Genomic DNA, 22319 nt, shown 5'->3' with positions numbered 1-22319 from the left:
TTGATGGTGATCGACGAGCCGTTATCCAGCTTCAAGGTGACGTCGGTACCGGCCTTGTTGCTCAAGGTCGCGGTGTAGGTGATCTGGCCACCTTCGTTAACGGCACTTGGCGCAGTCAACGTGACAGTCGTAGTGTTATCGGTACCCGGTGTGTCAGTCACAGTCGTGGTGACTTTATCAGTCCCTGGAACCAGATTTTCAAAGTGCTCGCCACCGGTCACGCCTTGGATGGCGGTAGTGACAGTCTGATCACCTTTGTAGACGTCATCCGGTGCAAGAACCGACACGCTAGCGCTCGATTGGTTTACGCCAATGGTGATGGTTTGGCCGTTATCCAGAGTCACGGTCAGCGGGTTGGTGATGTTGGTCACCGGCGCGCCGTTTTTATCCACAAGGCTGGCGGTGTAGACGATGTTGCCGCCTTCGCCGACGGTGGTGGTGGCCGTCAGGACCACATCTACCTTGTCGATAGTGTCGTTGATGGAGGTGGTCGCGCCGTTGCCAGCTACTTCGAGTTTTTCGAAGTTGCCACCAGTAGTCTCAGTGATCTTGACCGTCTGGGTGCTCTTATCGATGAACACGTCATCGGTAGGCGCAGGCACGGTCACAGTGCCAACGGTGTCGCCAGCCTTGATGGTGATCGACGAGCCGTTATCCAACTTCAGCGTTACATCAGTGCCCGCTTTGTTGGAAAGCGTTGCGGTGTACGTAATCTGCCCACCTTCGTTAACAGCGTTAGGCGCTGTCAGCGTTACGGTAGTGGTGTTATCGGTGCCCGGTGTATCAGTAACGGTGGTGTTCACCGCGGTAGTGCCAGGGACCAGATTCTCGAAATGCTCGCCGCCGGTCACACCCTTGATAGCAGCAGTGACGGTCTGATCGCCTTTATAAATATCGTCTGGCGCAACGGTAGTAACGGTGCCGCTGGATTGGTTAACACCGATGGTAATGGTCTGACCGTTATCCAAAGTCACGGTCAACGGGTTGGTGATGTTAGTCACCGGCGCGCCGTTCTTATCCACAAGGCTAGCGGTGTAGACGATATTGCCGCCTTCACCAACGGTAGGAGTTGCCGTCAGCACCACATCAACTTTGTCGAGGGTGTCGTTGATCGTGGTGGTGGCGCCGTTGCCTGCAACTTCCAGTTTTTCGAAGTTGCCGCCGGAAGCGTCAGTGATTTTGACGGTCTGCGTGCTCTTATCGATAAACACGTCATCGGTCGGCGCAGGCACGGTTACGGTACCAACAGTTTCGCCAGCCTTGATGGTGATCGACGAACCGTTATCCAACTTCAGCGTGACATCTGTGCCCGCTTTGTTGGAAAGCGTGGCGGTATACGTAACCTGCCCACCTTCGTTCGCCTCGGTTGGCGCTGTCAGCGTCACAGTGGTGGTGTCGATCGAATCGGTAATGGTGGTAATCGCTGGCGTGGTGCTCGGCACCAGGCTCTCGAAATTGCCGCCAGTCGCGCTCGTGATCGTCGTACTGACGGTGCTGCCGTTGACGTAGACGTCGTTAGCCGGCGTATCAACGACAACGGTACCTGTCGACTCACCGGCCTTGATGGTGATCACCGAGCCATTGCTCAAAGTGACGTTCACTGGCGTCTGTGCCGGGTTGGTCAGCGTGGCGGTATAGGTGATCTGGCCGCCTTCAGTCACGGTCGAACCAGCGGTCAGGGTGACCGTGGTGGCATCGATCGAATCGGTAATGGTCGTGACCGCAGGCGTGGTATTCGGTACCAGATTCTCGAAGTTACCGCCCGTTGCACCGGTGATGGTGGTGCTGACGGTAGAGCCATTGTTGTAGACATCGTTAGCCGGTGTATCAACCACAACGCTGCCTGTCGACTCACCAGCCTTGATGGTGATCACCGAGCCATTGCTCAAGGTGACATTCACCGGGGTCTGCGCCGGGTTGGTCAAGGTGGCGGTGTAGGTGATCTGGCCGCCTTCGGTCACGGTCGAACCTGCGGTCAGAGTGACCGTGGTGGTGTCGATCGAATCGGTAATGGTCGTGACCGCAGGCGTGGTATTCGGTACCAGATTCTCGAAGTTACCGCCCGTTGCGCCCGTGATCGTGGTGCTGACCGTCGAACCGTTGTTGTAGACATCGTTAGCCGGCGTATCAACGACAACAGTGCCTGTCGACTCACCAGCCTTGATGGTGATCACCGAGCCATTGCTCAAGGTGACGTTCACCGGGGTCTGCGCTGGATTGGTCAGGGTGGCGGTGTAGGTGATCTGGCCGCCTTCGGTCACGGTCGAACCAGCGGTCAGGGTGACCGTGGTGGTGTCGATCGAATCGGTAATGGTGGTGACCGCTGGCGTGGTATTCGGTACCAGGTTCTCGAAGTTACCGCCCGTTGCGCCCGTGATCGTGGTGCTGACCGTCGAACCATTGTTGTAGACGTCGTTAGCCGGCGTATCCACGACAACGCTGCCCGTCGACTCACCGGCCTTGATCGTGATCACCGAGCCATTGCTCAAGGTGACATTCACCGGCGTCTGCGCCGGGTTGGTCAAGGTGGCGGTGTAGGTGATCTGACCGCCTTCGGTCACGGTCGAACCAGCCGTTAGAGTGACCGTGGTGGTGTCGATGGTGTCGGTGATCTGCGTCACGGCCGGGTTAGGGTCGATGGTCAATACCAGGTTGCCGCCACCGGTGGTGCCCGTAACGCCCACGCTGATCTGGCTCGGGTCGTTGTACGGGGTGTCGTTGGGAGCCAGGGGTACGTTGACCGTACCGGTCAGTTGGCCTGACGGGATGGTAATCACCGCGCCATTGGACAAGGTGACGGTAAGGTCGCTGCTGGATGGCCGCGTCACGGTCGCGGTGTAGGTCAGCACACCACCGGCTTCGGTGATGGTGGGCGTTGCGCTCAGGGACAGGGTCGAAGGCTGCAGCACCAGGTTGCCCGCGTCAGCGGAGCCTGGGGCACCGGTCAGCGCGTTGAGAGCCGAAGTGCCCTGACCAAGCGTACCGGTGGGGAAGCCGATGGTCGGATCGACACGGCCGGCGGTCGCATCCAGCACCACGAAGCTGTGGCCACCCCCGGCTGCGCCGTTACCGGCAGCGTTTGCGCCGGCGGCGGTGGCTTCCAGGTCGGTGGTCGGGTCGGCGCCAGCGGCGATAGCTTGTTGCAGCTCGGCAACCGATGGCGCGGCTTGCTCGCTGGCAGCGGCGAGGTCGAGGCTGGAGTCCGGCAGGTCGGCGCTCCACTGGGTGTCACGGCCCAGGTCCAGAATGCGACCGTCGGCCAGCTCCAGGCTCACGGCGCCCGACATACCGGTGTCGATCTGGTCGCCCGCGAACAAGCGATCACCTTCAACGAGGACGCGCCGAGCACCTTCCGGAGAAATAACGAAAACTTGACCAACAATGCTTTTGACGATGGCAACAACACTGCTCATTAAAATTTTCTCCGGCGATCCGTTTCGACAAATTCCATTTCGCAGCGCGCTATTAGGGCTGCCAATTGGGAGGGCGTAGTCTATATATGTATTGACGTCAAATAATTGGCTAGATTTTTTAGCTATCTAGTTAGTGCCAAACTATTGACCTTGGGGCCGCCATCCTAAACAATCGGCCCCGTAATGTCACATTGATATTTATGCGGCGAACCGTCCTACATGTGTGTGAAGCAGTTCCGCTTTTTGAACTTTCCGACGTACGGTCATTACGGTAGCCATTATCCGACGCAGCGGTGCCAATCGCTGTGATTTGAGACAAGAAGTCCTAGGGAAATTTTAAATGCGTCTGCACCTGTTCAAGGCAATACCGTTCGTTCTCGCCGCCAGTTTCGTACAAGCCCAGACACTGCCCCAAGCCATGCAACAGGCATTGGATGTACACCCGGAAATCCAGGCAGGTGTTAACAGCCGCATCGCTGCCGATTACCAATTGCGCGCCGCACAAGGCGGCTACCTGCCGCGTGTCGACCTGAACGCCGGTTACGGCCGCCAAGGAACCGACAACGCCACCACCCGCGCCAACAACCCTGGCGGCAATCACTGGGACACGCTCAACCGCGGTGAATCCAGCCTGCGCCTGCAGCAAATGATTTTTGACGGTTTCGCCACCTCCAGCGAAGTCGGGCGTCAACAAGCCAACGTTAATTCCCGCGCTTACTCTTTGCTCGGGACTTCCGAGCGCACCGCGCTGACCGTTGCCCAGGTTTACCTGGAAGTATTGACCCGCCGTGAGTTCGTACGCCTGGCCGAAGACAACCTGCGCAACCACGAGCGCATCTACGACCAGATCAAGTTGCGCACCGGGCGCGGCGTCGGCAACGGTGCCGACCAGGACCAGGCCGAAGCGCGCCTGGCCCAGGCCCGTAACAACTTGATCACCGAGCAGACCAACCTGGCCGATGCGCAGGTCAACTACCTCAGCGCCGTCGGCCAGATGCCCGACGAACTTGAGCGTCCGGCCCCATTCATGGCCATGCTGCCGGCAGACCTGAATGAAGCGCGTCGCCAGATGCTCGACAACAGCCCGATCCTGCGTTCGGCCGAGTCGGATATCTCTGCCGCCGAGAAGCAGTACGACGCCGCCAAGTCCAACTTCTATCCGCGTTTTGACGCTGAATTGGGTACCAACGCCGACAACAACGTCTCCGGTGATCCCAACCACAGCAATGGTTGGGAAGCCATGGTGCGCATGCGCTTCAACCTGTTCGCCGGTGGCAGCAACAAGGCCGACCTGCAATCGAAGTCCTACCAGGCCAACCAGGCGCTGGACATCCGTAACAATGCCTTGCGCCAACTCAATGAAGAACTAGGCTTGGCCTGGAACGCCCTGAACAACGCCAATGCGCAATTGCCGGTCGCCCAGCAGTACGTGGATCACAGCACCCGCGTACGCACGTCCTACCAGCAACAGTTCAGCCTTGGTCAACGTACGCTGTTGGATTTGCTCGACAGCGAAAATGAATTGTTCACCGCTTCCCGCCGCCTGGAAGAAATCAAGAACATTCAGTTATTTACTCAGTACCGAATCAAGGCGACCATGGGCGAATTGCTCAAGAGCCAGGGAGTGGTTGCACCAATGGCCTCCGTCGTGCAGAACGACGTGAAACCTAAAGTCCAACTGCCTGGGATGAATTGAGCCACCCCAATAGCCCCATCTGTTAGTCGAGAGTGCCCCGCGTGGAACCTGAAGTCAGTCGAGTTCATCTCAGTCATGATCCACGCGCACTGCACGACGACCCGTTACTCGACGGGTTGTTGGCGCTCTGCGCCCTGCATCAAAAACCGGCCAGTGCGGCCATGCTCACCACCGGCCTGCCGCTGCCTTCGCAACGCTTGAGTGCCGAACTGCTGCCGCGTGCCGCTGCGCGGGCCGGGTTGCAAGGCCGGCTGCTGCAACGCAAGTTGGAACAGATCCCGACCATTGCACTGCCGGCGCTGCTGTTGCTCAAGGACGGTCGCAGTACCGTGCTGGTGGGCTGGGAGGGCGAAGATGAGGCGCGGATCCTGCTCAGCGAAAGCGACGGCGGTGAAGTGCTGATCAAGCGCGAAGCACTGGCCGACGACTACATCGGCAAAGTCTTCTTTGCACAGCCGCAGCACAAGTTCGACGTCAACCACGGCAGCCTGATTCCGCGGGCGCGCTCGTGGTTCCGTGACACCCTCATGCGTTCACGCTGGCTCTACACCGACGCCATCGCCGCCAGCTTCCTGATCAACATCATCGCCATGGCCGCGCCGCTGTTCGTGATGAACGTGTACGACCGCGTCGTGCCGAACCAGGCCACCGCCACCCTGTGGGTGTTGGCCGTGGGTATCTGTGGTGCTTACCTGTTCGACCTGATCCTCAAAAGCCTGCGCAGCCTGTGCCTGGACCTGGCCGGTAAAAAGACCGACCTGATCATCTCGGCCACGCTGTTCGAGCGCATCGTTGGCATGTCCATGAAATACCGCCCGGCGCGGGTCGGCAGCTTCGCGCAGAACATCCACGAGTTTCAAAGCTTGCGCGACTTCCTCGCGTCGCTGACCCTCACCAGCCTGATCGACCTGCCGTTTACGCTGCTGATCTTCCTGGTCATCGCCATTCTCGGCGGGCACCTGGTGTGGATTCCAGTGTTGGCGTTCCCGCTCGCCTTGGGCATCGGCTACGCCTTGCAGAAGCCCCTGGTCGCGACCATGGAACGCACCATGGCGCTGGCCGCCGAGCGCCAGTCGAGCCTGATCGAAACCCTCGCCGGGCTCGATGCGGTCAAGGTCAACAATGCCGAGAGCGAGCGTCAGTACGGCTGGGAACAGACCATCGGTACCCTGAGCCGGCTTGAGCTTCGGGTGAAGTTGCTGTCGGGCCTGTCGATGAACATGACCCTGCTGATCCAGCAACTGGCCGGCGTGATCATGATCGTGTTCGGCGTGTACCAGATCATCGACGGCAACCTCAGCATGGGCGGCCTGATTGCCTGCTACATGCTCAGTGGCCGCGCCTTGAGCCCGTTGGCCTCGCTGTCGGGCCTGCTGACGCGCTACCAGCAAGCCAAGGTCACCATGACCTCGGTGGACCAGATGATGGAGCTGCCCCAGGAGCGCAACTTCGAAGAGCGCCCCATGAGCCGTCGCACCCTGCAAGGCGCCATCGAGTGCCGGGGCCTGAACTTCACTTACCCGAACCAGCAGAACCTGGCGCTGAAAAACATCAACCTGGTGATCAAACCAGGGGAAAAAATCGGCATCATCGGCCGCAGCGGCTCGGGCAAAAGCTCCCTGGCCAAACTGATCGTCGGCCTTTACCAACCCGACTCCGGCTCCTTGCTGGTGGACGGCGTGGACGTGCGCCAGATCGACGTGAGCGAACTGCGCCACAACATCGGCTATGTCGCCCAAGACATTCAATTGCTGGCTGGCACCCTTCGCGACAACCTGGTCAGCGGTGCGCGCTACGTCGAGGATGAAATGGTCCTGCAAGCCGCCGAACTGGCTGGCGTGCACGAATTTGCACGTCTGCATCCCCAAGGCTACGAACTGCAAGTCGGCGAGCGTGGGCAGAACCTGTCCGGTGGCCAGCGCCAGAACGTTGCCCTGGCCCGTGCGCTGCTGCTCAACCCGCCCATGCTGCTGCTGGACGAACCCACCAGCGCCATGGACAACACCGGCGAAGAACGCTTGAAGCAACGCCTGCAAGCCGTGGTGCAAAACAAAACCGTGGTGCTGGTCACGCACCGAGCCTCACTGCTCTCCCTAGTTGATCGCCTGCTGGTGGTCGACCGTGGGCAGATTCTCGCGGACGGCCCGAAAGCCGTGGTCATGGAAGCGTTGAAGAAGGGGCAGATCAGTGTTGCTTAACTCCATCAAGAGTGCGGTCGGCCGCTACTTCAAAGGCTCCGATTCGCTGCAGGGCCAGCCGCTGCCCGAGGTCAACAAGGCGCTGATCGAAGATGCGCCACGGGTCATCCGCCTGACCATCTGGGCAATCATCGCGTTCTTTGTATTTCTGGTGGTGTGGGCCGGTTTCTCCCAGATCGACGAAGTGACCCGTGGCGACGGCAAGGCGATTCCGTCGTCCAAGCTGCAGAAAATCCAGAACCTTGAAGGCGGTATCGTCGCCGAGTTGTACGTCAAGGAAGGCCAGATCGTAGAGGCCGGCGCGCCGTTGATTCGTCTCGACGACACGCGGTTTGTCTCCAACGCCGGGGAAACCGAAGCCCTGCGCCTGGCCATGCAACTGCGTGTCGAGCGTTTGAGCGCGCAGGTGGATGACCGTCCGCTGAACATCCCTGACGAGGTGTTAAAGGCCGCGCCGAGCCAGGCCGCCAACGAGCGTTCCTTGTATGAAAGCCGCCGTCAACAGTTGAAGGATGAAGTGGGCGGTTTGCAGGAACAACTGGTACAGCGCCAACAGGAACTGCGCGAGTTCACCTCCAAGCAGGGCCAATACCGCAGCCAGTTGTCCCTGCAACGCCAGGAAATCAACATGTCCGAGCCGCTGGTGGCCCAGGGCGCGGTGTCGCCGGTAGAAGTGCTGCGCCTCAAGCGCGCCGAAATGGAAACCCGCGGACAGTTGGACGCTACCACCCTGGCGATCCCGCGTGCTGAATCGGCGATCAAGGAAGTGCAACGCAAGATCGATGAAACCCGCGGCAAATTCCGCAGCGAAGCCCTGACCCAACTCAACGAAGCCCGTACAGAACTGAACAAGGCCGAGTCCACCGGCCGCGCGCTGGAAGACCGGGTCAGCCGCACCCTGGTCACCTCGCCCGTGCGCGGGATCGTCAAGCAGTTGCTGGTCAACACCGTTGGCGGTGTGATCCAGCCGGGCAGTGACATGGTCGAAATCGTGCCGCTGGACGACACCCTGCTGGTAGAAGCCAAGATCCGCCCGCAAGACATCGCCTTCCTGCACCCAGGGCAGGAAGCGGTGGTCAAGTTCACCGCTTACGACTACACGGTGTACGGTGGCCTGAAGGCCAAGCTCGAACGCATCGGTGCCGACACCATCACTGATGAAGACAAGAAGACCACCTACTACATGATCACTTTGCGCACTGACCGCAGCCACTTGGGTACGGATGAGAAACCGCTGCTGATCATCCCTGGCATGGTTGCTTCGGTGGATATCATCACCGGCAAGAAAAGCATCCTCAGCTACCTGCTCAAGCCGATCATCAAGGCGCGGGCCGAGGCGTTGCACGAGCGTTGATCTTCAGCGCCTGTCCGACCTTATCGCAGGCAAGCCAGCTCCCACATTTGAATGTGTTCACCAATCAGAATGTGGGAGGGGGCTTGCCCCCGGTGAGCCGTCAGCATCACGCTACAGCTCAAACCAAACGCCATATCCATATGCGCTAACGGTATTTAAGCTTCCATCCTTATGCCTATAAATTCACTCCCCTGTCCGCCGGGAATGAATCAAATGTCTGCCACCACCGCCCTCCAAACCTTCGACATCCACCCCTTCCCAGGCAGTGTCGGCGCCGAGATCATCGGCCTGGACTTATCCCGCCCAGTCAACGACCAGGACTTCGCCCGCATCCATCGCGCACACTTGGACTACCACGTCATCGTGTTCCGCGACCAACGCATCACTCCCGAACAACAGATCGCCTTCAGCCGCCGTTTCGGCGTGTTGCAGATCCATGTGCTCAAGCAGTTCCTGTTGGCCAACCACCCCGAGATCCTGATCGTTTCCAACATCATCGAGAACGGCCAATCCATCGGCCTGGGGGATGCAGGCAAGTTCTGGCATTCGGACCTGTCATACAAAGAACTGCCCAGCCTGGGTTCGATGCTGCATGCCCAGGAACTGCCATCTGAAGGCGGCGACACTCTGTTCGCCGATATGCACAAAGCCTGGCAGCACTTGCCAGGTCACCTGCGCAACGCGGTCGAAGGCCGCAGCGCCGCGCATTCCTACACGGCGCGCTACAGCGAGACCAAATTCGAAGGCAACTGGCGCCCAACCCTTACCCCCGAACAGCTCGCCCAGGTTGCCGAAGTGGTGCACCCCGTTGTGCGCACCCACCCGGAAAACGGCCGTAAGGCGCTGTTCGTCAGCGAGGGCTTCACCACCCGTATCGTCGGCCTGCCCGATGACGAAAGCCGTGACCTGCTGGCCCAGCTCTACGCCCATAGCGTGCTGCCGGAAAACATCTACCGCCACCAGTGGCAGCCCCACGACCTGGTGTTCTGGGACAACCGCTCGCTGATCCACCTGGCCGCCGGGTGCCCAAGCCATCTGCGGCGCAAGTTGTACCGCACCACCATTCAGGGTGATGCGCCTTTCTAACCCGATAAAGCCTGCTAGGATTGCGCCCAGCTCACTCCCAACGAACCACGAGTGCTTGGCATGCAACTACCGGACATGAACCTGCTGGTCGCCCTCGACGCGTTGCTCGACGAGGGCAGTGTGGTGGGCGCCGCGCGGCGGATGAACCTCAGCCCGGCCGCCATGAGCCGCACCCTCACGCGTATCCGTGAAGCGGTCGGTGACCCGATCCTGGTGCGTGCCGGCCGTGGCCTGGTGCCGACGCCCAAGGCGCTCGAGCTGCAAGGCCAGGTGCGCAATGTGGTGGAGCAGGCTGCGTTGCTGTTCCGTTCGGCGGACCAAGTCGATTTGAGCACCTTGCGCCGCCGCTTCAGCGTGCGCGCCAATGACTTTTTCATCGGCGTGTATGGCGGGCGACTGTTCGACACCATGGAGCGTGTGGCGCCGTTGTGTGAGCTGCGCTTTGTGCCCGAAGGCGACACTGACGATGAAGCCCTGCGGGAAGGGCGGTTGGACTTGCGGGTGAGCAACACCATGCCTGCCAGCCCGGAAGTGAAGGTGCAGAACCTGTTCTCCACCACCTTTGTCGGCCTGGCACGACAAGACCACCCGCTGTTCGACGAAGAAATCACGGCGGCACGCTTTGCCAGCTACTCCCACATCAGCATCTCCCGGCGCGGCATCGCCCGTGGGCCCATCGATACCGCGTTGAATGCCCAAGGCCTGGAGCGCCGTGTGGCCATGATCGCCCCAGGCTTTCACGGTGCGATGTTCATGCTGCCCGATTCCGACCTGCTGTTGCCGGTACCCAAGGAAGCCCTCCTGAGCGCCAAGCGTCTGAACCTGCCACTGCGCGCATTTGCCTTGCCGATTCCACTGCAAACCCTGGTCCTGGCGCAATCCTGGCACCCACGCTTCGACAAAGACCCGGCCCATAAGTGGCTGCGCGAAACCATGCGCGAGAGCTGTCATGCCACCTGGCTAGAAGCCCAGCCGGTATAAAGCGAACGCGGATGAATGTGGGAGCTGGCTTGCCTGCGAAGGCGGGGTGTCAGTCACTGAATCTGTTACTGAACTGGCGCTATCGCAGGCAAGCCAGCTCCCACAGGGTTCAGTGTTGATGTTCAAAGTTGCGTCTGACGCACTTATAACCTGCCAACAAGTAACTTTTTGTCATGAGAGTGCCCGATTAAACTGCTCAGGTATTTCTCATTCCGAGTTACCTGTTCATGACGTCCCTCGCTGCCCCCGTCCTCCAGGCCGCAGCCAAACCTGCGGCTCTGAGCCCACCCGTATTCGGCCCGCGCATCATCATCGGCTTGCTCGGCGTATTGCTGGCGGTACTGGTTTCCGGTCTCAACGAGATGGTCACCAAGGTTGCTCTCGCCGATATCCGTGGCGCGCTGTACATCGGCTTTGATGAAGGCACGTGGCTGGTCGCCGCCTACACCGCCACCTCCGTGGCAGCCATGGCCTTCGCGCCGTGGTGTTCGGTGACGTTTTCCCTGCGCCGTTTCACGCTGTGCGCCATCGGTTTGTTCACCGTGCTGGGCATCCTCTGCCCGTTCGCGCCGAACTACGAAAGCCTGTTGCTGCTGCGTACCGTGCAAGGCCTGGCCGGTGGCGCGCTGCCGCCGATGCTGATGACCGTGGCGCTGCGTTTTTTGCCGGCCAACGTCAAGTTGTACGGGTTGGCCGGTTACGCGCTGACCGCCACCTTCGGCCCCAGCCTGGGCACGCCGCTGGCGGCGTTGTGGACCGAATACGTCGGTTGGCAGTGGGCGTTCTGGCAGATCGTCGCGCCTTGCCTGCTGGCCATGGCGGCCGTGGCCTATGGCTTGCCACAAGACCCGCTGCGCCTGGAGCGCTTCAAGCAGTTCAACTGGCGTGGTTTGCTGTTGGGCTTCCCGGCGATTTGCATGCTGGTGATCGGCCTGTTGCAAGGCAATCGCCTGGACTGGTTCGAGTCGGGCCTGATTACCTTCCTGCTGTGTGGCGGCACAGTGTTGCTGGTGCTGTTCATGCTCAACGAATGGTCACAGCCGCTGCCCTTCTTCAACCTGCAGATGCTCGGCCTGCGCAACCTGGCCTTCGCCCTGATCGTGCTGGCCGGCGTGCTGATGGTGCTGACCTCGGTGATCATCATCCCGTCCAGTTTCCTCGCCCAGGTCCAGGGTTACCGGCCGCTGCAAACTGCGCCGGTGATGCTGCTGATGGCGCTGCCACAGTTGATTGCGCTGCCGCTGGTGGCGGCGCTGTGCAACCTGCGCTGGGTCGATTGCCGCTGGGTGCTGGGCATTGGCCTGAGCATGTTGGTGCTGTGCTGCATCGGCAGTTCTCACCTGACTTCGGCGTGGATTCGTGACGACTTTTATGGCTGGTACCTGCTGCAGATTTTCGGTCAGCCGATGGCCGTGCTGCCGCTGTTGATGCTGTCCACCGGCAGTATCCAGCCCATCGAAGGGCCGTTTGCCTCGGCCTGGTTCAACACCGTCAAAGGCCTGGCTGCTGTGATCGCCACTGCGGTGCTCGATACATTGACCACCCAGCGCGGGCATTTCCATTCAACCATGTTGGTGGACCGCCTGGGCAATTCGCCCCTGGCCGACGCCGACGCGCCGGGCCTCGCCCACCGCTTGCACGAGCAGACCGTGGTGCTGACCTCTTCGGATCTTTACGTCGTCATGGCCGGTGTCGCGGTGGCGTTGATCCTGCTGATTTTCTGGATGCCCACGCGGATCTATCCGCCTCGCGCTCCGGCCTGACCTCAAGGACTTTCCATGAAACGCAAAGACAAAATTGCCGTCTCCGTTATTGCTGTATTTGCCGTCGGCGTGTTGGTTTACCTGGTTGCGCCGGGCGTACTGGGCAGCAAGCACCAGACCACCAACGACGCCTTTGTCGCCGCCGACTTCACTCTGGTGGCGCCGCGGGTGGCAGGCTTCATCAAAGAAGTGCTGGTAGAAGACAACCAGCGCGTCAAGGCTGGCCAACTGTTGGCGTTGATCGACGACCGCGATTTTCGCGCCGCCGCCCAGGCCGCCGATGCCGACACCCTGGTCGCCCAGGCCCAGCTGAAAAACGCCAGCGCGACCCTGGAGCGCCAAAGCTCGGTGATCGCCCAGGCCCAGGCCACCGTGGCAGCAGATCGCGCAGAAGTGGCGTTTGCCGAGCATGAACTGAATCGCTACAACCACCTCGCTGGCGTCGGTGCGGGCACCGTGCAGAACGCCCAGCAAGCCAAGACCCGCATCGACCAGGCTACCGCGCGCCTGGCCAAATCCACCGCCGTGCTGGCCGCCGAACGCAAGCAGGTGGAAATCCTCACCGCCCAGCGTGACGCCGCCGAAGGTGGGCTCAAACGCGCCCAGGCCGCGCTGGAAATGGCCAGTTATCAGCTGTCTTACACGCGCATTGTCGCACCGGTGGATGGCATGGTCGGTGAGCGTGCGGTGCGGGTCGGCGCCTATGTGACGCCGGGCAGCAAGATCCTCGCGGTTGTGCCGCTTTCTGAAGCCTATGTGGTGGCCAATTTCCAAGAGACGCAACTGTCGCATATGCACGCGGGGCAAGCGGTGCAAGTCAGCGTCGACAGCCTTGACGGCGAACTGCTCAAAGGCCATCTGGAAAGCCTGGCGCCTGCCACCGGGGTGACCTTCGCCTCGGTCAAGCCCGACAACGCCACCGGCAACTTCACCAAGGTGGTGCAGCGTATTCCAGTGAAGATCGTGCTTGAGCCGAACCAGCCATTGACCGAGCGCCTGCGCGTGGGCATGTCGGTGGAAGCCAGCGTCGATACGCGGCCGGTCTCGCAACAGCGTGAGGTGGCCCAGCAATGAAACACGTTGCCTGGCTCACCTTGAGCCTGATCACCCTGAGTGCCTGCACGGTCGGCCCGGATTTCCAGCGGCCCCAGGGCTCGCAGATCAATCAGTGGAGCGAACCCCAGGGCCGCCAGGCCGCCAGCCGCGCCACCAGCGACCCTTTGCAGGAGCGCTGGTGGGATGTGTTCCACGATGCGCAACTCTCGGCCCTTACACGTCGCGCCCTCAGCGATAACCTCGACCTGAAACTGGCCAGCAGCCGCCTGCAACAAAGCCGCGCTATCCGCCAGGTGACCACGGCCGAGCGCTACCCCAACGTTGATGTCGGCGGCGCTTACCAGCGCAAGCGCAACAGCGGCAAAGGCTTGAACGACCCTTCCGGCGAGAACGGCCGCTCGGCCTTCAACCAATGGGACATGGGCTTTTCGGCCGCCTGGGAGCTGGACTTCTGGGGCCGGGTCAAGCGTGAAACCGAGGCCGCCGACGCCACGCTGGAAGTCGCCGAAAATGACCGTCGCGCCGTGTTGTTGTCGGTGCTGGCCGAGACTGCCCAGGACTATATCCAACTGCGCGGCGTCCAGAACACCCGTGCCGTCACCGAGCAAAACCTCGATGTTGCGCGCCACAGCCTCAAGCTCTCGCAACTGCGCCTGGCCGACGGCGTCGCGACCGACCTGGACGTGGCCGAAGCCGCCGCTCAAGTCGCGGCTATCGAGGCGCGCCTGCCGGATTTACAACAGCGCCAGGACCAATTGATCAATGCCCTTAGCCTGCTGATGGGCGAGCCGCCCCAGGCCCTGCACGCGCAGCTGTCCAAGGATGCACCTGTGCCGCAAACCCAGCGCCAGGTCGCGATCGGCTTACCATCAGAGCTGGCTGAACGGCGCCCAGACATCCGTCAGGCAGAGGCTCGCTTGCACGCCGCCACTGCCAGCATCGGCGTGGCCAAGGGCGACTTTTACCCACGTATCACCCTGTCCGGCAGCCTCGGCTCCCAAGCCATGCAGCTCTCGGATTTCGGTTCCTGGGGTTCCCGCGCCTTTGCCTTCGGCCCACAGTTGAGCCTACCGCTGTTCAACGGCGGGCGCCTGCAAGGCATGGTGGATTTACGCGAAGCCCAGCAACAGGAAGCGGCCCTGGCCTACCAGCAAACCGTGCTGCGTGCCTGGCATGAAATCGACGACCAACTGACCCGCTACAACGCCAGCCAACTGCGCCGCGACAGCCTGGCTGAAGCAGTGCGCCAGAACCAGATCGCCCTCACCACTGCGCAACATCAGTACGTCGAAGGCGTGGCGGATTTCGTCAACGTGCTCACGGTGCAGAGTGCGTTGTTGGCGACTCAGGAGCAGTGGGTAGAGAGCTCCACCGGCGTGTCATTGGCCATGGTCGGGCTGTACAAAGCGTTGGGAGGAGGGTGGGAGTCGGTGTATCCGTTGCAAGTCGCTCAGTAATGAGGGTGCGCTTTGTTGCGGCCCGAGATCCTTGATCCTAAGTGAGGTCGGCTGCAAACCGGGTACACACATTGGAAAGCATGCGCACATCGGCACCGCTACAGCCTGTCGCTTCGAAAAAGCCGGAGGCTTCTCGCACCACAGCATAAATATCAGTGACGATGGATCTTGCTTCATCCATTCCCAACCCAAAGCGCTCGGGGGTACTGAGCAAATTGCTGATCGACGATACCCTGCCCTCATTCCCGATGATAAGTGCCTGCAAGCCTAGCTGAGTCGGGTGGGGCAACACGTCAAATACTGGCGCAAGGGAATAGCCCGAGGCGCTGGTCAATAGCAGTCCGGTTTGTTTCAGGTGGTCGTCGCTATTGCCGATGAGCACATTGAAGGCCATGCGCTTGTAAAGCTCACGCATATCAAACGTTGCATCGTCGCTGACCTTCTTCAAAACGTCTGCGATCCTGTAATAGGAAACGGCACTTTCAACCGCGTCGACGCGGGTCAATCGCAAATGCGTCGGGCCGCGCGAGCCAACTGTTGGCGTAGCGAAAAACGAATCCATTCCCATGCATGGCCACTTCGCCAACAGGGACCGGGTCACCGACCAAGTGAGCTGAAAAAACAAAGGCATTACCAATCGGCTTCCAGGACATCGTGTTCTCCTTCAGTGCGAATGCGCTCAGGCTCACGGGCGAGGCTCATGGTAATCCCAACCTGGTCAAGTTCTGGTGACGCAATGCTCGCCATACCTTCTTCCAAGTCCATCGCGCTAAGCACATTCATCAGCACGCCGAGGGATATGCCGGCCTCGCCCTGCCTCAGCCGCTGATACGTCTGCCGCGTAATGCCCGCGCGGCTGCATATGGTGGAAATTTTCAACCGGCGACGAATGCGGGCTATTTCGATACCGTTCCCGATACCTCTCATCAGCTCAGCGCTTCTCTCAGAGATGTACCCTTTGTGCGGGTAGGGCTTCGCTGTTTCTTGCATGATATATCACCCTTTAAAGCAATAAAGGTAACTTATATCATCCAAGCCTCTAAGGCCACCTGCAAAAAACCGGCTCGAGGCCGGCTTTTTGCAGGGTTGGAAGAATCAAAGGTTTTGCAAAAACACCACATACCCCCGAAACCACTCATCGGCCCCCAGATACCCCGGCTCTTGCCACTCCCCGCCCTGAATCAAGCCAATCTTGAACGGCACGCCCAGCCGATTCATCCGCGGCAAATACGCGGCATAGTCAGGGATGCTGTGACGCCCTTGATACGTCTGCACCACCACTTCATCCACCACGCCCTTGAGTTGGGCGATAGCGGCCGGGTCAGCGTTGCTGCTCCAGTCCATCAGGCCGGTGATGCTCAACCGCAGGTCGGCAGGCAGGCGCTGGCGCAGGTCGCGCAGAAAATCGGCGTATTCGTGCAGATATTGGGTGCGGGCGTCGAAGTCGATCTGGATGCCGATCACCGGGTTGCCGGCGTCACACCAGCGTTGCACCTGGCCCAGCACCTGGGTGTAGACCCGTTCCGGCCAGCGCAAGGTGTGGGCGCGGTACACCACCCAGACGTGGCCTTGAGTAATACGCGGCACGCTCATGCCCTGGGCGATCAATTGCACGCCGCGCTGGGGCGCGCGACGAGTGGAGTTGATCTGGCCTTGCAGGATGTACAGGGTTTTTGCCTGCTTGATCACCGGCTGAGGCTCGACGCCACTCCACAGCCAGAAGGCGTCATAGTCGCGGGCGTCCACGGCACCAAAAGCCGGGCTTGCCAGCAACAGCAAGCCCAGCCACAGCGGCTTCACCAGTAGTACTGCAGCGATTTGCCCCACTGGGTATCGGCAAAACCGCTCTTGAGTTGGCGGAACCAGGCTTTGCGCACTGCCGGCGCAACGTCTTCGCCGCCGCAGCTGTTGTAACCGGCCGGCGCGTAGCAGTTGATGGCGCGGAACAGCGCATAAGCCTTGTCGGTTTTCGGCGCCTTGGCGTTGGCGATCACCTGTTTGTAGCCGTCCAGGCGCGAGAAGGTTTCACCCTTGAAGTCCGAGGCGGTACTGCCCAGGCTGCCGGCGGCGCGGGGTTGTTCCAACGGCATGCCGTCCAGGCCGTTGCGCAGGATGAACTCACCGAAGCAGTTCAACGCATGCGGGTTTTTGGCCTCGTTCTGCAAGGTCGCCGCGATTTGCGCGATGCTTGGGCAGGCGTAGCCGGATTCGGCCTTGTCGCCGTTCCATTGGAACAGCTTCAAGGTCTGGCCGCTGGTATAGGTGTAGCCCAGGCTGGTGCCGAGTTTGTCGTCAGAGAGCGAGGCCTGCTTGAGGTCATCGGCGAAGGTGGCGTACTGGCCGCGCAGCAGGTCTTTGTAGAGGAGCACGAATTGCGCGCTCTGACGCTCGATCGGGTCGCTTGCGTTGGCGATCTGCTGGCGCAGCAGGTCGGGGCCTGCGACGTTGCGCAGCAAGATGTAGCGCACTTGCTTGGCGCTGATCGGCGAGTCGGCGGCGAACACCTTGGCCAATTGGCCGCTGCGCTCGTAATTCATGGCCAGGGCCAGTTCCAGTTGATCGCGTTGCAGCGGTTGCTTGGCCAGCGGCAGCAGTTGCAGCCACAGGGCTTCGGCGGCCTTCCAGTCCTGCTTGGCTTCCAGAGCCAGGGCGCGCAGGGTCTGTTGGCTGAAGGCGAAGTAATCCAGGCTCGACGGCACATCCGCCGGCAGGTGCTTCAAGGCCGCGTCGGGTTGGTGTTCGACGTACAGGGCATAGCTGGCTTGCAGGAAGTCAAAAAGCGCCGGCTCACTGGCGAAGGTGCTCTTTTGCTTATCCAGGTCTTCACGGCTCAACAGCGGCGGGGTGTGGGCGCGCATCGCCATCAGGTCGCTAACCACTTGCAGCATCGGGCTGTTCGCCGCTTTGTTGCCGACCATCAGCAACTTGAGGTCGGCCTCTTCCACCAGTTCGTCCACGCTCACATTGCGCTGGGCCTCAGTGGCCTCGGTGAATTGCCAAGTGAAGTCTTCGGCAAGCCTGGCGTCGTCGTTCGCCAGCCAGTGCACACGGCGCAACAGGCCACGGGCCGACGCAACGTAATCGCCCTCTGGATAATGTTTCAGGTAACTGAGAAAACCTTCTTCGGCATCGCTCAAGGCCGACTTATCCACATGCTCGCGTTGCGGCATGCCGTATTCGTCGAAGGCTTCGGCCTGGGCCTGATTCAGCGACGTACGCGCAGTCATGTACAGCGCCGTTTCCTTCAGCCACGGCACATCGCTGGTGGCGGCGGCGGCGAACCCGCGCTCGGCGTAATCGAAGCGCCCGCTGTAGAAGTCGCCGGCGGCCTGCAAATAGGTGCGAAACAACTGGGCGTTGGCCGAGGGCGTCAACTGCGCGTCCACCACCTGGCGGCTCCAGTCACAGGTGGTCAGCAGCTGCAGGCGTGCTTTTACCAACACATCGCGCTCGGCGGGCGGCATCTGGGCCTTGATCACCTGGCTGATAAACGCCGTGGCGCTGTCATCGTCATTGCTGCGGCAACGGCTGCCTTCGCCATTCAGGAAGTCCTGGCCTGCGGTCTTGTACTCCTCGCGCTTGATGCCCAGGGGCTGGAGCAGCGTGTCGAGTTCGGCTGTGCGTGAATTGTCAGCCTTGTTGTCAGGCTCCTCATTCGTGGCCGGAACCGGCACCAGGCGGTACACCGGAAACGGCACCGGGCCAAAGCCTTGCGCCAAATCGTCTTCGCCCAAGGCATTCGGAGCCAGGGGCGCAGCTTTTTTGTCGGCCAACAACAGGCGCAGGTTCACCCGGCTGTCGTTGCCAGGGCTGAGAAACGGCTGGTTGCTGCACGGCTCGTAGCTGTCACGCGATACCCGCCAATCGGGGTAACACGAGTCGTCAGAGCTGGCCTGGGCCGGTAGGGAAAAACCGGCCAACAGGGCCAGGGCCAGAGGTGACAGCAAACCGATGCGCATAACGTTTCCTTGATCCTGAGTCCTTGGAGAAGGGGCAATAATAGCCTGATCCGACGAGTGCTTCGGTGAAGGCCTACACAAATTGCTGATTTGTCCGATTCCAGCGGCGAGGCCAGGGCTTTTGGCCTAGAGTGGCGGTGTTTGCGCATAGGCAAGCAGGGTCATGCCGGGAGAATTTGAGGTGCGTCGGTCTGTGGTAGAGCAAAACGAAAAAGTTGAAGCATTGCCGACCTTCCATCGCTTGACCTGGGAAGGTGCCGGCTGGCTCAGCCGTCTGTGGTGGGTGCCGATCCTGGCGCTGGCCATGGCCCTGCGGTTTTACCACCTCACCTCGGCGGCGATCTGGGGCGACGAAGGCTCAAGCCTGTTACTGAGCGAATACGCCCTGGCCGACCTGTGGTTTCACGCGGCCCATGATGTGCACCCGCCGCTGTATTTCTTGCTGCTGCGCGGTTGGGTCGAGGTGTTCGGCGATAGCATCGGCTCGATTCGCAGCCTGAGTGCGATCCCCGGTATTGCCTTAGTGGGCCTGGGCATCTGGCTGACACGGCGACTGTCCACCCGCCGCGCGGCCGTGCTGGCGGGGATCCTGCTGGCTCTACTGCCCACGGCGGTGCGCTACAGCCAGGAAGTGCGGATGTATTCGCTGCTGGGTGTGGGGCTGCTGGGCGCCACGCTGGCCCTGGTGTACTGGGTGAAGCAGCCCGAGCGCGTGCGTTATTTGGCTGTGTATGTGCTGTTAATGAGCGCCGGGTTCTATACCCACTACTTCACCGCGCTGTGCGTGCTGGTGCATTGGGCGTACCTGGGGTTGCAGGCGCCAGCTCAACGCCTGATCACGCGACCTGCGTGGTGGGTCGCCAACGTAGCGATAGTGTTGTTGTATCTGCCCTGGCTACCCAACCTGCTGGATTTGGTGCAGCACGTCGAACAACTCAAAGTCGGCGGCGACATTGGTTGGGAAGAGCCGGTCAATCTACTGTCGCTGCCGTCGATCATCTGGCAGTTCCTATTGCAGGATGACGGTCTCGGCCTGTGGCCGCCGCTGTTCTGGCTGTTCCCCCTGCTGCTCGCCGGGGTGGTTGTATCGACGGCCTGGCGCAACCACGCGGCGCGCCTGCCGGCACTGTTTTGCCTGCTGCCGCTGTTGCTGGTCTATGGCGTGTCCTTTATCTCGCCCGTGTTTATCGAGCGCTACCTCACGGTGTATGCGTTAGGCCTGCCGATAGTCCTGGCGCTTGCCATCGACCGTTTGCCGCCCCGTTTGTCCTGGCTGGGCGTGGCGTTGTTCGCACTGTTTGTTGGCGTAGAACTGTTGGGGCTAAAGAACAACTTCGAAGTGGATGAGCACGACCAGTTCAACGTGCCGGTGGAGTTCGTCAATCGCAACTACCAGGAAGGCGACCGCATCGTCCTCAGTGACATGATGTGGTACCTCAGCTACGTGTATTACGACCAGACCGACGCGCAACTTCAGCTCTACACACCGCCCAAGCCCGACGGCACTGCCACTCGCCCGAACGCCTATGGTTTCGGCACACTGGTGGACCAGGACGGTGGCCGCATCTATCTGGACCGCCTCTCAGCACTGCCTGCTCAAACGCGGCGGGTATGGTTGATCAGCAGCAACGAAGCCCCAGATGAATTCGCGCCACTGCCCAACGGCTGGCGCGAACTCAGTCGCCAGGACGGCGGTGGCGCCAGGGCGCGGTTGTTCGTGCTATGCAACGCACCGGCGCCGCAACCTGAAGGCTGCCGCTAGACTCACTTGAACCTACTTATGAGGAGCCTTTCATGGAATCGCCACTGCACAGCTTGCCGGCTTTGTTCAAACAGCTTGGCCTGCCGGACGACCCGGTCAGTATTGAGCAATTTGTCGCCTCTCATTCGCCGCTCAAGCCGGAGTTGAAACTGGCGGATGCGTTTTTTTGGAGCGACGCCCAGAAGACATTTTTGCGTGAAGAGATTCTGGAGGATGCGGATTGGGCGGTGGTGGTGGATGAGTTGAATTTGATGTTGCGGGGTGGGCGAGGGGTGTAAAAAAATATCCCAAGAAATGCGAGTATGTAAAAAAAAATGGTGAGCGGTAAAAAAACTGGGCTTTAATCGCTTAAGTGAATTTTTTCTGGAAAAGCTCGCCATGCCAACAGTCGGATAAGCTCATCTGTGTGAGGCGCTCGATCTAAAGGTTATCGCACCCTCCCTCCCGAAATGATGGACCGCGCCATCCAGTGGGCATACCTGCACGAAACCCGCGATTCATTTGCCATCGAAAAAGAACCACCCAGCGAAGAAAAATCCCGTCGCTTCGTCCAACTCCTGCGCCAGGCCCACGAAGGCCGGTTGCTCACCGAGGACTACTTGGTCGAACTGCAAAACAGCACCGTCTTCAACCCCTTCGACAAAGCCGTCGCGTTTCGCCACGAACAGAACCCTCTGCATAACGGGCTGCGCGGCGCAGCCGGTGTCAGCTACGTACCGCCAGCTCCCGCGCTTTGCCAGGAACTGATGGAAGAGCTGATGGCCTTCGCCAACCAGCCCGTGCGAGGCGTCGATCCTTTGGTGGCGGCGGCAGTCACCGCTTTCGGCTTCGTCTTCCTGCACCCGTTCATGGACGGTAATGGGCGCCTGTCTCGCTTCCTGATCCATCAGACGCTTTGCCACTACGGCGCACTGGAAAATGGTTTGCTGCTACCGGTCTCTGTCGCCATGAAGCATGAAGAGCAAGCCTACCTGCAAGCCCTGAAAACCTTTTCCCAGCCAACCCGTGAGTTCTGGAACGTCACCTGGCTGGATGCGGACCACATGGCGTTCGACTTCATCGGCCACCCCTCGATCTATCGCTACTGGGATGCGACCCGCTGCGTCGAATTCACCCTGCAAATGGCCCGCCGCGCGCTGGAAGTGGAACTGCGCGAAGAAACCGAATTCCTCGACCGTTATGACCAAGTGATCAAAGCAGTGAACCAACGCTACGACGTGCGCGGCAGTGATTTGTCGAAGCTGGTGATGATGTGCCTGGATAACGGTGGGAAGCTTTCCAAGCATCGGCGTAAGCAGTTTCAATACAGTGTGGCGGAGGAGGTGTTTGGGTTTATTGAGGAGGAGAGCTTGAGGTTGATGGGCGAGTAAGAGGTGATCCAGACACTTCGTGAAAAGATGGGAAACGTCGATTTCTCTAGCTGAAACGGACTATAGATGCAGCAGATGTTTTTTCTTATCAAAGGGATATCTCCTATTGATGAGTGGGTGCGACTAATTCCGCGCGGAAGACTACGTCGTCTGGGTGGGCAGGCTGAGCAGCAAGCATGAAGCCGACGCTGACCTAATGGGGGAGCGGGCTTGCCCGCGAAGGC

15 protein-coding genes and 1 pseudogene are annotated in these 22319 nt (G+C 60.4%); 11 read left to right on the top strand and 5 right to left on the bottom strand.

The window, feature by feature from the left end; translation table 11 throughout:
• On the bottom strand, positions 1-3413 hold a 3413-nt coding region (locus AC07S6_RS24695; RefSeq protein ID WP_495113243.1), incomplete at its 3' end, for a retention module-containing protein.
• Positions 3414-3753: 340 nt separating this feature from the next.
• Between AC07S6_RS24695 and AC07S6_RS24690 the strand changes: the two genes are divergently transcribed.
• The 8 genes from AC07S6_RS24690 to AC07S6_RS24655 all read left to right on the top strand — a co-directional run bounded on the left by AC07S6_RS24690 (position 3754) and on the right by AC07S6_RS24655 (position 15004).
• A complete protein-coding gene (locus AC07S6_RS24690) occupies positions 3754-5109 on the top strand; it encodes a TolC family outer membrane protein (RefSeq protein WP_495113242.1) in 1356 nt (451 codons plus the stop codon).
• 41 nt (positions 5110-5150) lie between these two features.
• Positions 5151-7307 carry a type I secretion system permease/ATPase gene (locus AC07S6_RS24685; RefSeq protein WP_034125412.1) on the top strand — a complete coding sequence of 719 codons (2157 nt, stop codon included), beginning with the start codon at positions 5151-5153 and terminating at the stop codon, positions 7305-7307.
• Positions 7297-8661 carry an HlyD family type I secretion periplasmic adaptor subunit gene (locus AC07S6_RS24680; protein ID WP_014716369.1) on the top strand — a complete coding sequence of 455 codons (1365 nt, stop codon included), beginning with the start codon at positions 7297-7299 and terminating at the stop codon, positions 8659-8661. The genes AC07S6_RS24685 and AC07S6_RS24680 overlap by 11 nt, the downstream gene beginning before the upstream one ends.
• A 213-nt stretch (positions 8662-8874) precedes the next feature.
• Positions 8875-9747 (top strand): TauD/TfdA dioxygenase family protein, encoded by an 873-nt coding sequence (locus AC07S6_RS24675; RefSeq protein WP_495113241.1) that lies wholly within the window; start codon positions 8875-8877, stop codon positions 9745-9747.
• Between the two features lie 60 nt (positions 9748-9807).
• Complete coding sequence (locus AC07S6_RS24670) at positions 9808-10728, top strand: LysR family transcriptional regulator (RefSeq protein WP_003187445.1); 921 nt, start codon at positions 9808-9810, stop codon at positions 10726-10728.
• A 227-nt stretch (positions 10729-10955) separates the two neighbouring features.
• Positions 10956-12491: an MFS transporter gene (locus tag AC07S6_RS24665; protein WP_495113240.1), complete on the top strand. Its 1536-nt coding sequence runs from the start codon at positions 10956-10958 to the stop codon at positions 12489-12491.
• Positions 12492-12506: 15 nt separating this feature from the next.
• Entirely contained in the window at positions 12507-13565 is a 1059-nt protein-coding gene (locus AC07S6_RS24660; RefSeq protein WP_495113239.1) for an HlyD family secretion protein, read from the top strand.
• On the top strand, positions 13562-15004 hold the full coding sequence (locus AC07S6_RS24655; protein ID WP_495113238.1) for an efflux transporter outer membrane subunit: 1443 nt from the start codon (positions 13562-13564) through the stop codon (positions 15002-15004). Before AC07S6_RS24660 ends, AC07S6_RS24655 begins: the two co-directional genes overlap by 4 nt.
• Before the next feature lie 37 nt (positions 15005-15041).
• Here the strand turns inward: AC07S6_RS24655 and AC07S6_RS24650 are convergent, their stop codons facing one another.
• From AC07S6_RS24650 to AC07S6_RS24635, 4 genes are all read right to left on the bottom strand, one after another.
• Positions 15042-15566: a HipA domain-containing protein gene (locus AC07S6_RS24650; protein WP_234452309.1), complete on the bottom strand. Its 525-nt coding sequence runs from the start codon at positions 15564-15566 to the stop codon at positions 15042-15044.
• 68 nt (positions 15567-15634) lie between these two features.
• On the bottom strand, positions 15635-15994 hold the full coding sequence (locus tag AC07S6_RS24645) for a helix-turn-helix domain-containing protein (protein ID WP_202690900.1): 360 nt from the start codon (positions 15992-15994) through the stop codon (positions 15635-15637).
• A gap of 105 nt (positions 15995-16099) precedes the next feature.
• Positions 16100-16804 (bottom strand): DUF3142 domain-containing protein, encoded by a 705-nt coding sequence (locus AC07S6_RS24640; protein WP_495113237.1) that lies wholly within the window; start codon positions 16802-16804, stop codon positions 16100-16102.
• A complete protein-coding gene (locus AC07S6_RS24635; protein ID WP_495113236.1) occupies positions 16801-18963 on the bottom strand; it encodes a PA5441 family protein in 2163 nt (720 codons plus the stop codon). Before AC07S6_RS24635 ends, AC07S6_RS24640 begins: the two co-directional genes overlap by 4 nt.
• A 181-nt stretch (positions 18964-19144) precedes the next feature.
• Between AC07S6_RS24635 and AC07S6_RS24630 the strand changes: the two genes are divergently transcribed.
• The 3 genes and pseudogenes from AC07S6_RS24630 to AC07S6_RS24620 form a co-directional block, all read left to right on the top strand.
• Positions 19145-20725, top strand: a complete 1581-nt coding sequence (locus tag AC07S6_RS24630; RefSeq protein ID WP_495113245.1) for a glycosyltransferase family 39 protein — start codon at positions 19145-19147, stop codon at positions 20723-20725.
• A gap of 32 nt (positions 20726-20757) precedes the next feature.
• A complete protein-coding gene (locus tag AC07S6_RS24625; RefSeq protein WP_014716383.1) occupies positions 20758-21003 on the top strand; it encodes a DUF2789 domain-containing protein in 246 nt (81 codons plus the stop codon).
• 156 nt (positions 21004-21159) lie between these two features.
• Positions 21160-22095, top strand: a pseudogene (locus AC07S6_RS24620) (Fic family protein); the annotation flags it as partial.
• Positions 22096-22319: the final 224 nt, after the last annotated feature.

This window comes from Pseudomonas sp. GW821-FHT07B01 (assembly GCF_059419065.1).
This window is presented reverse-complemented; position numbering and strand designations above follow the sequence as displayed.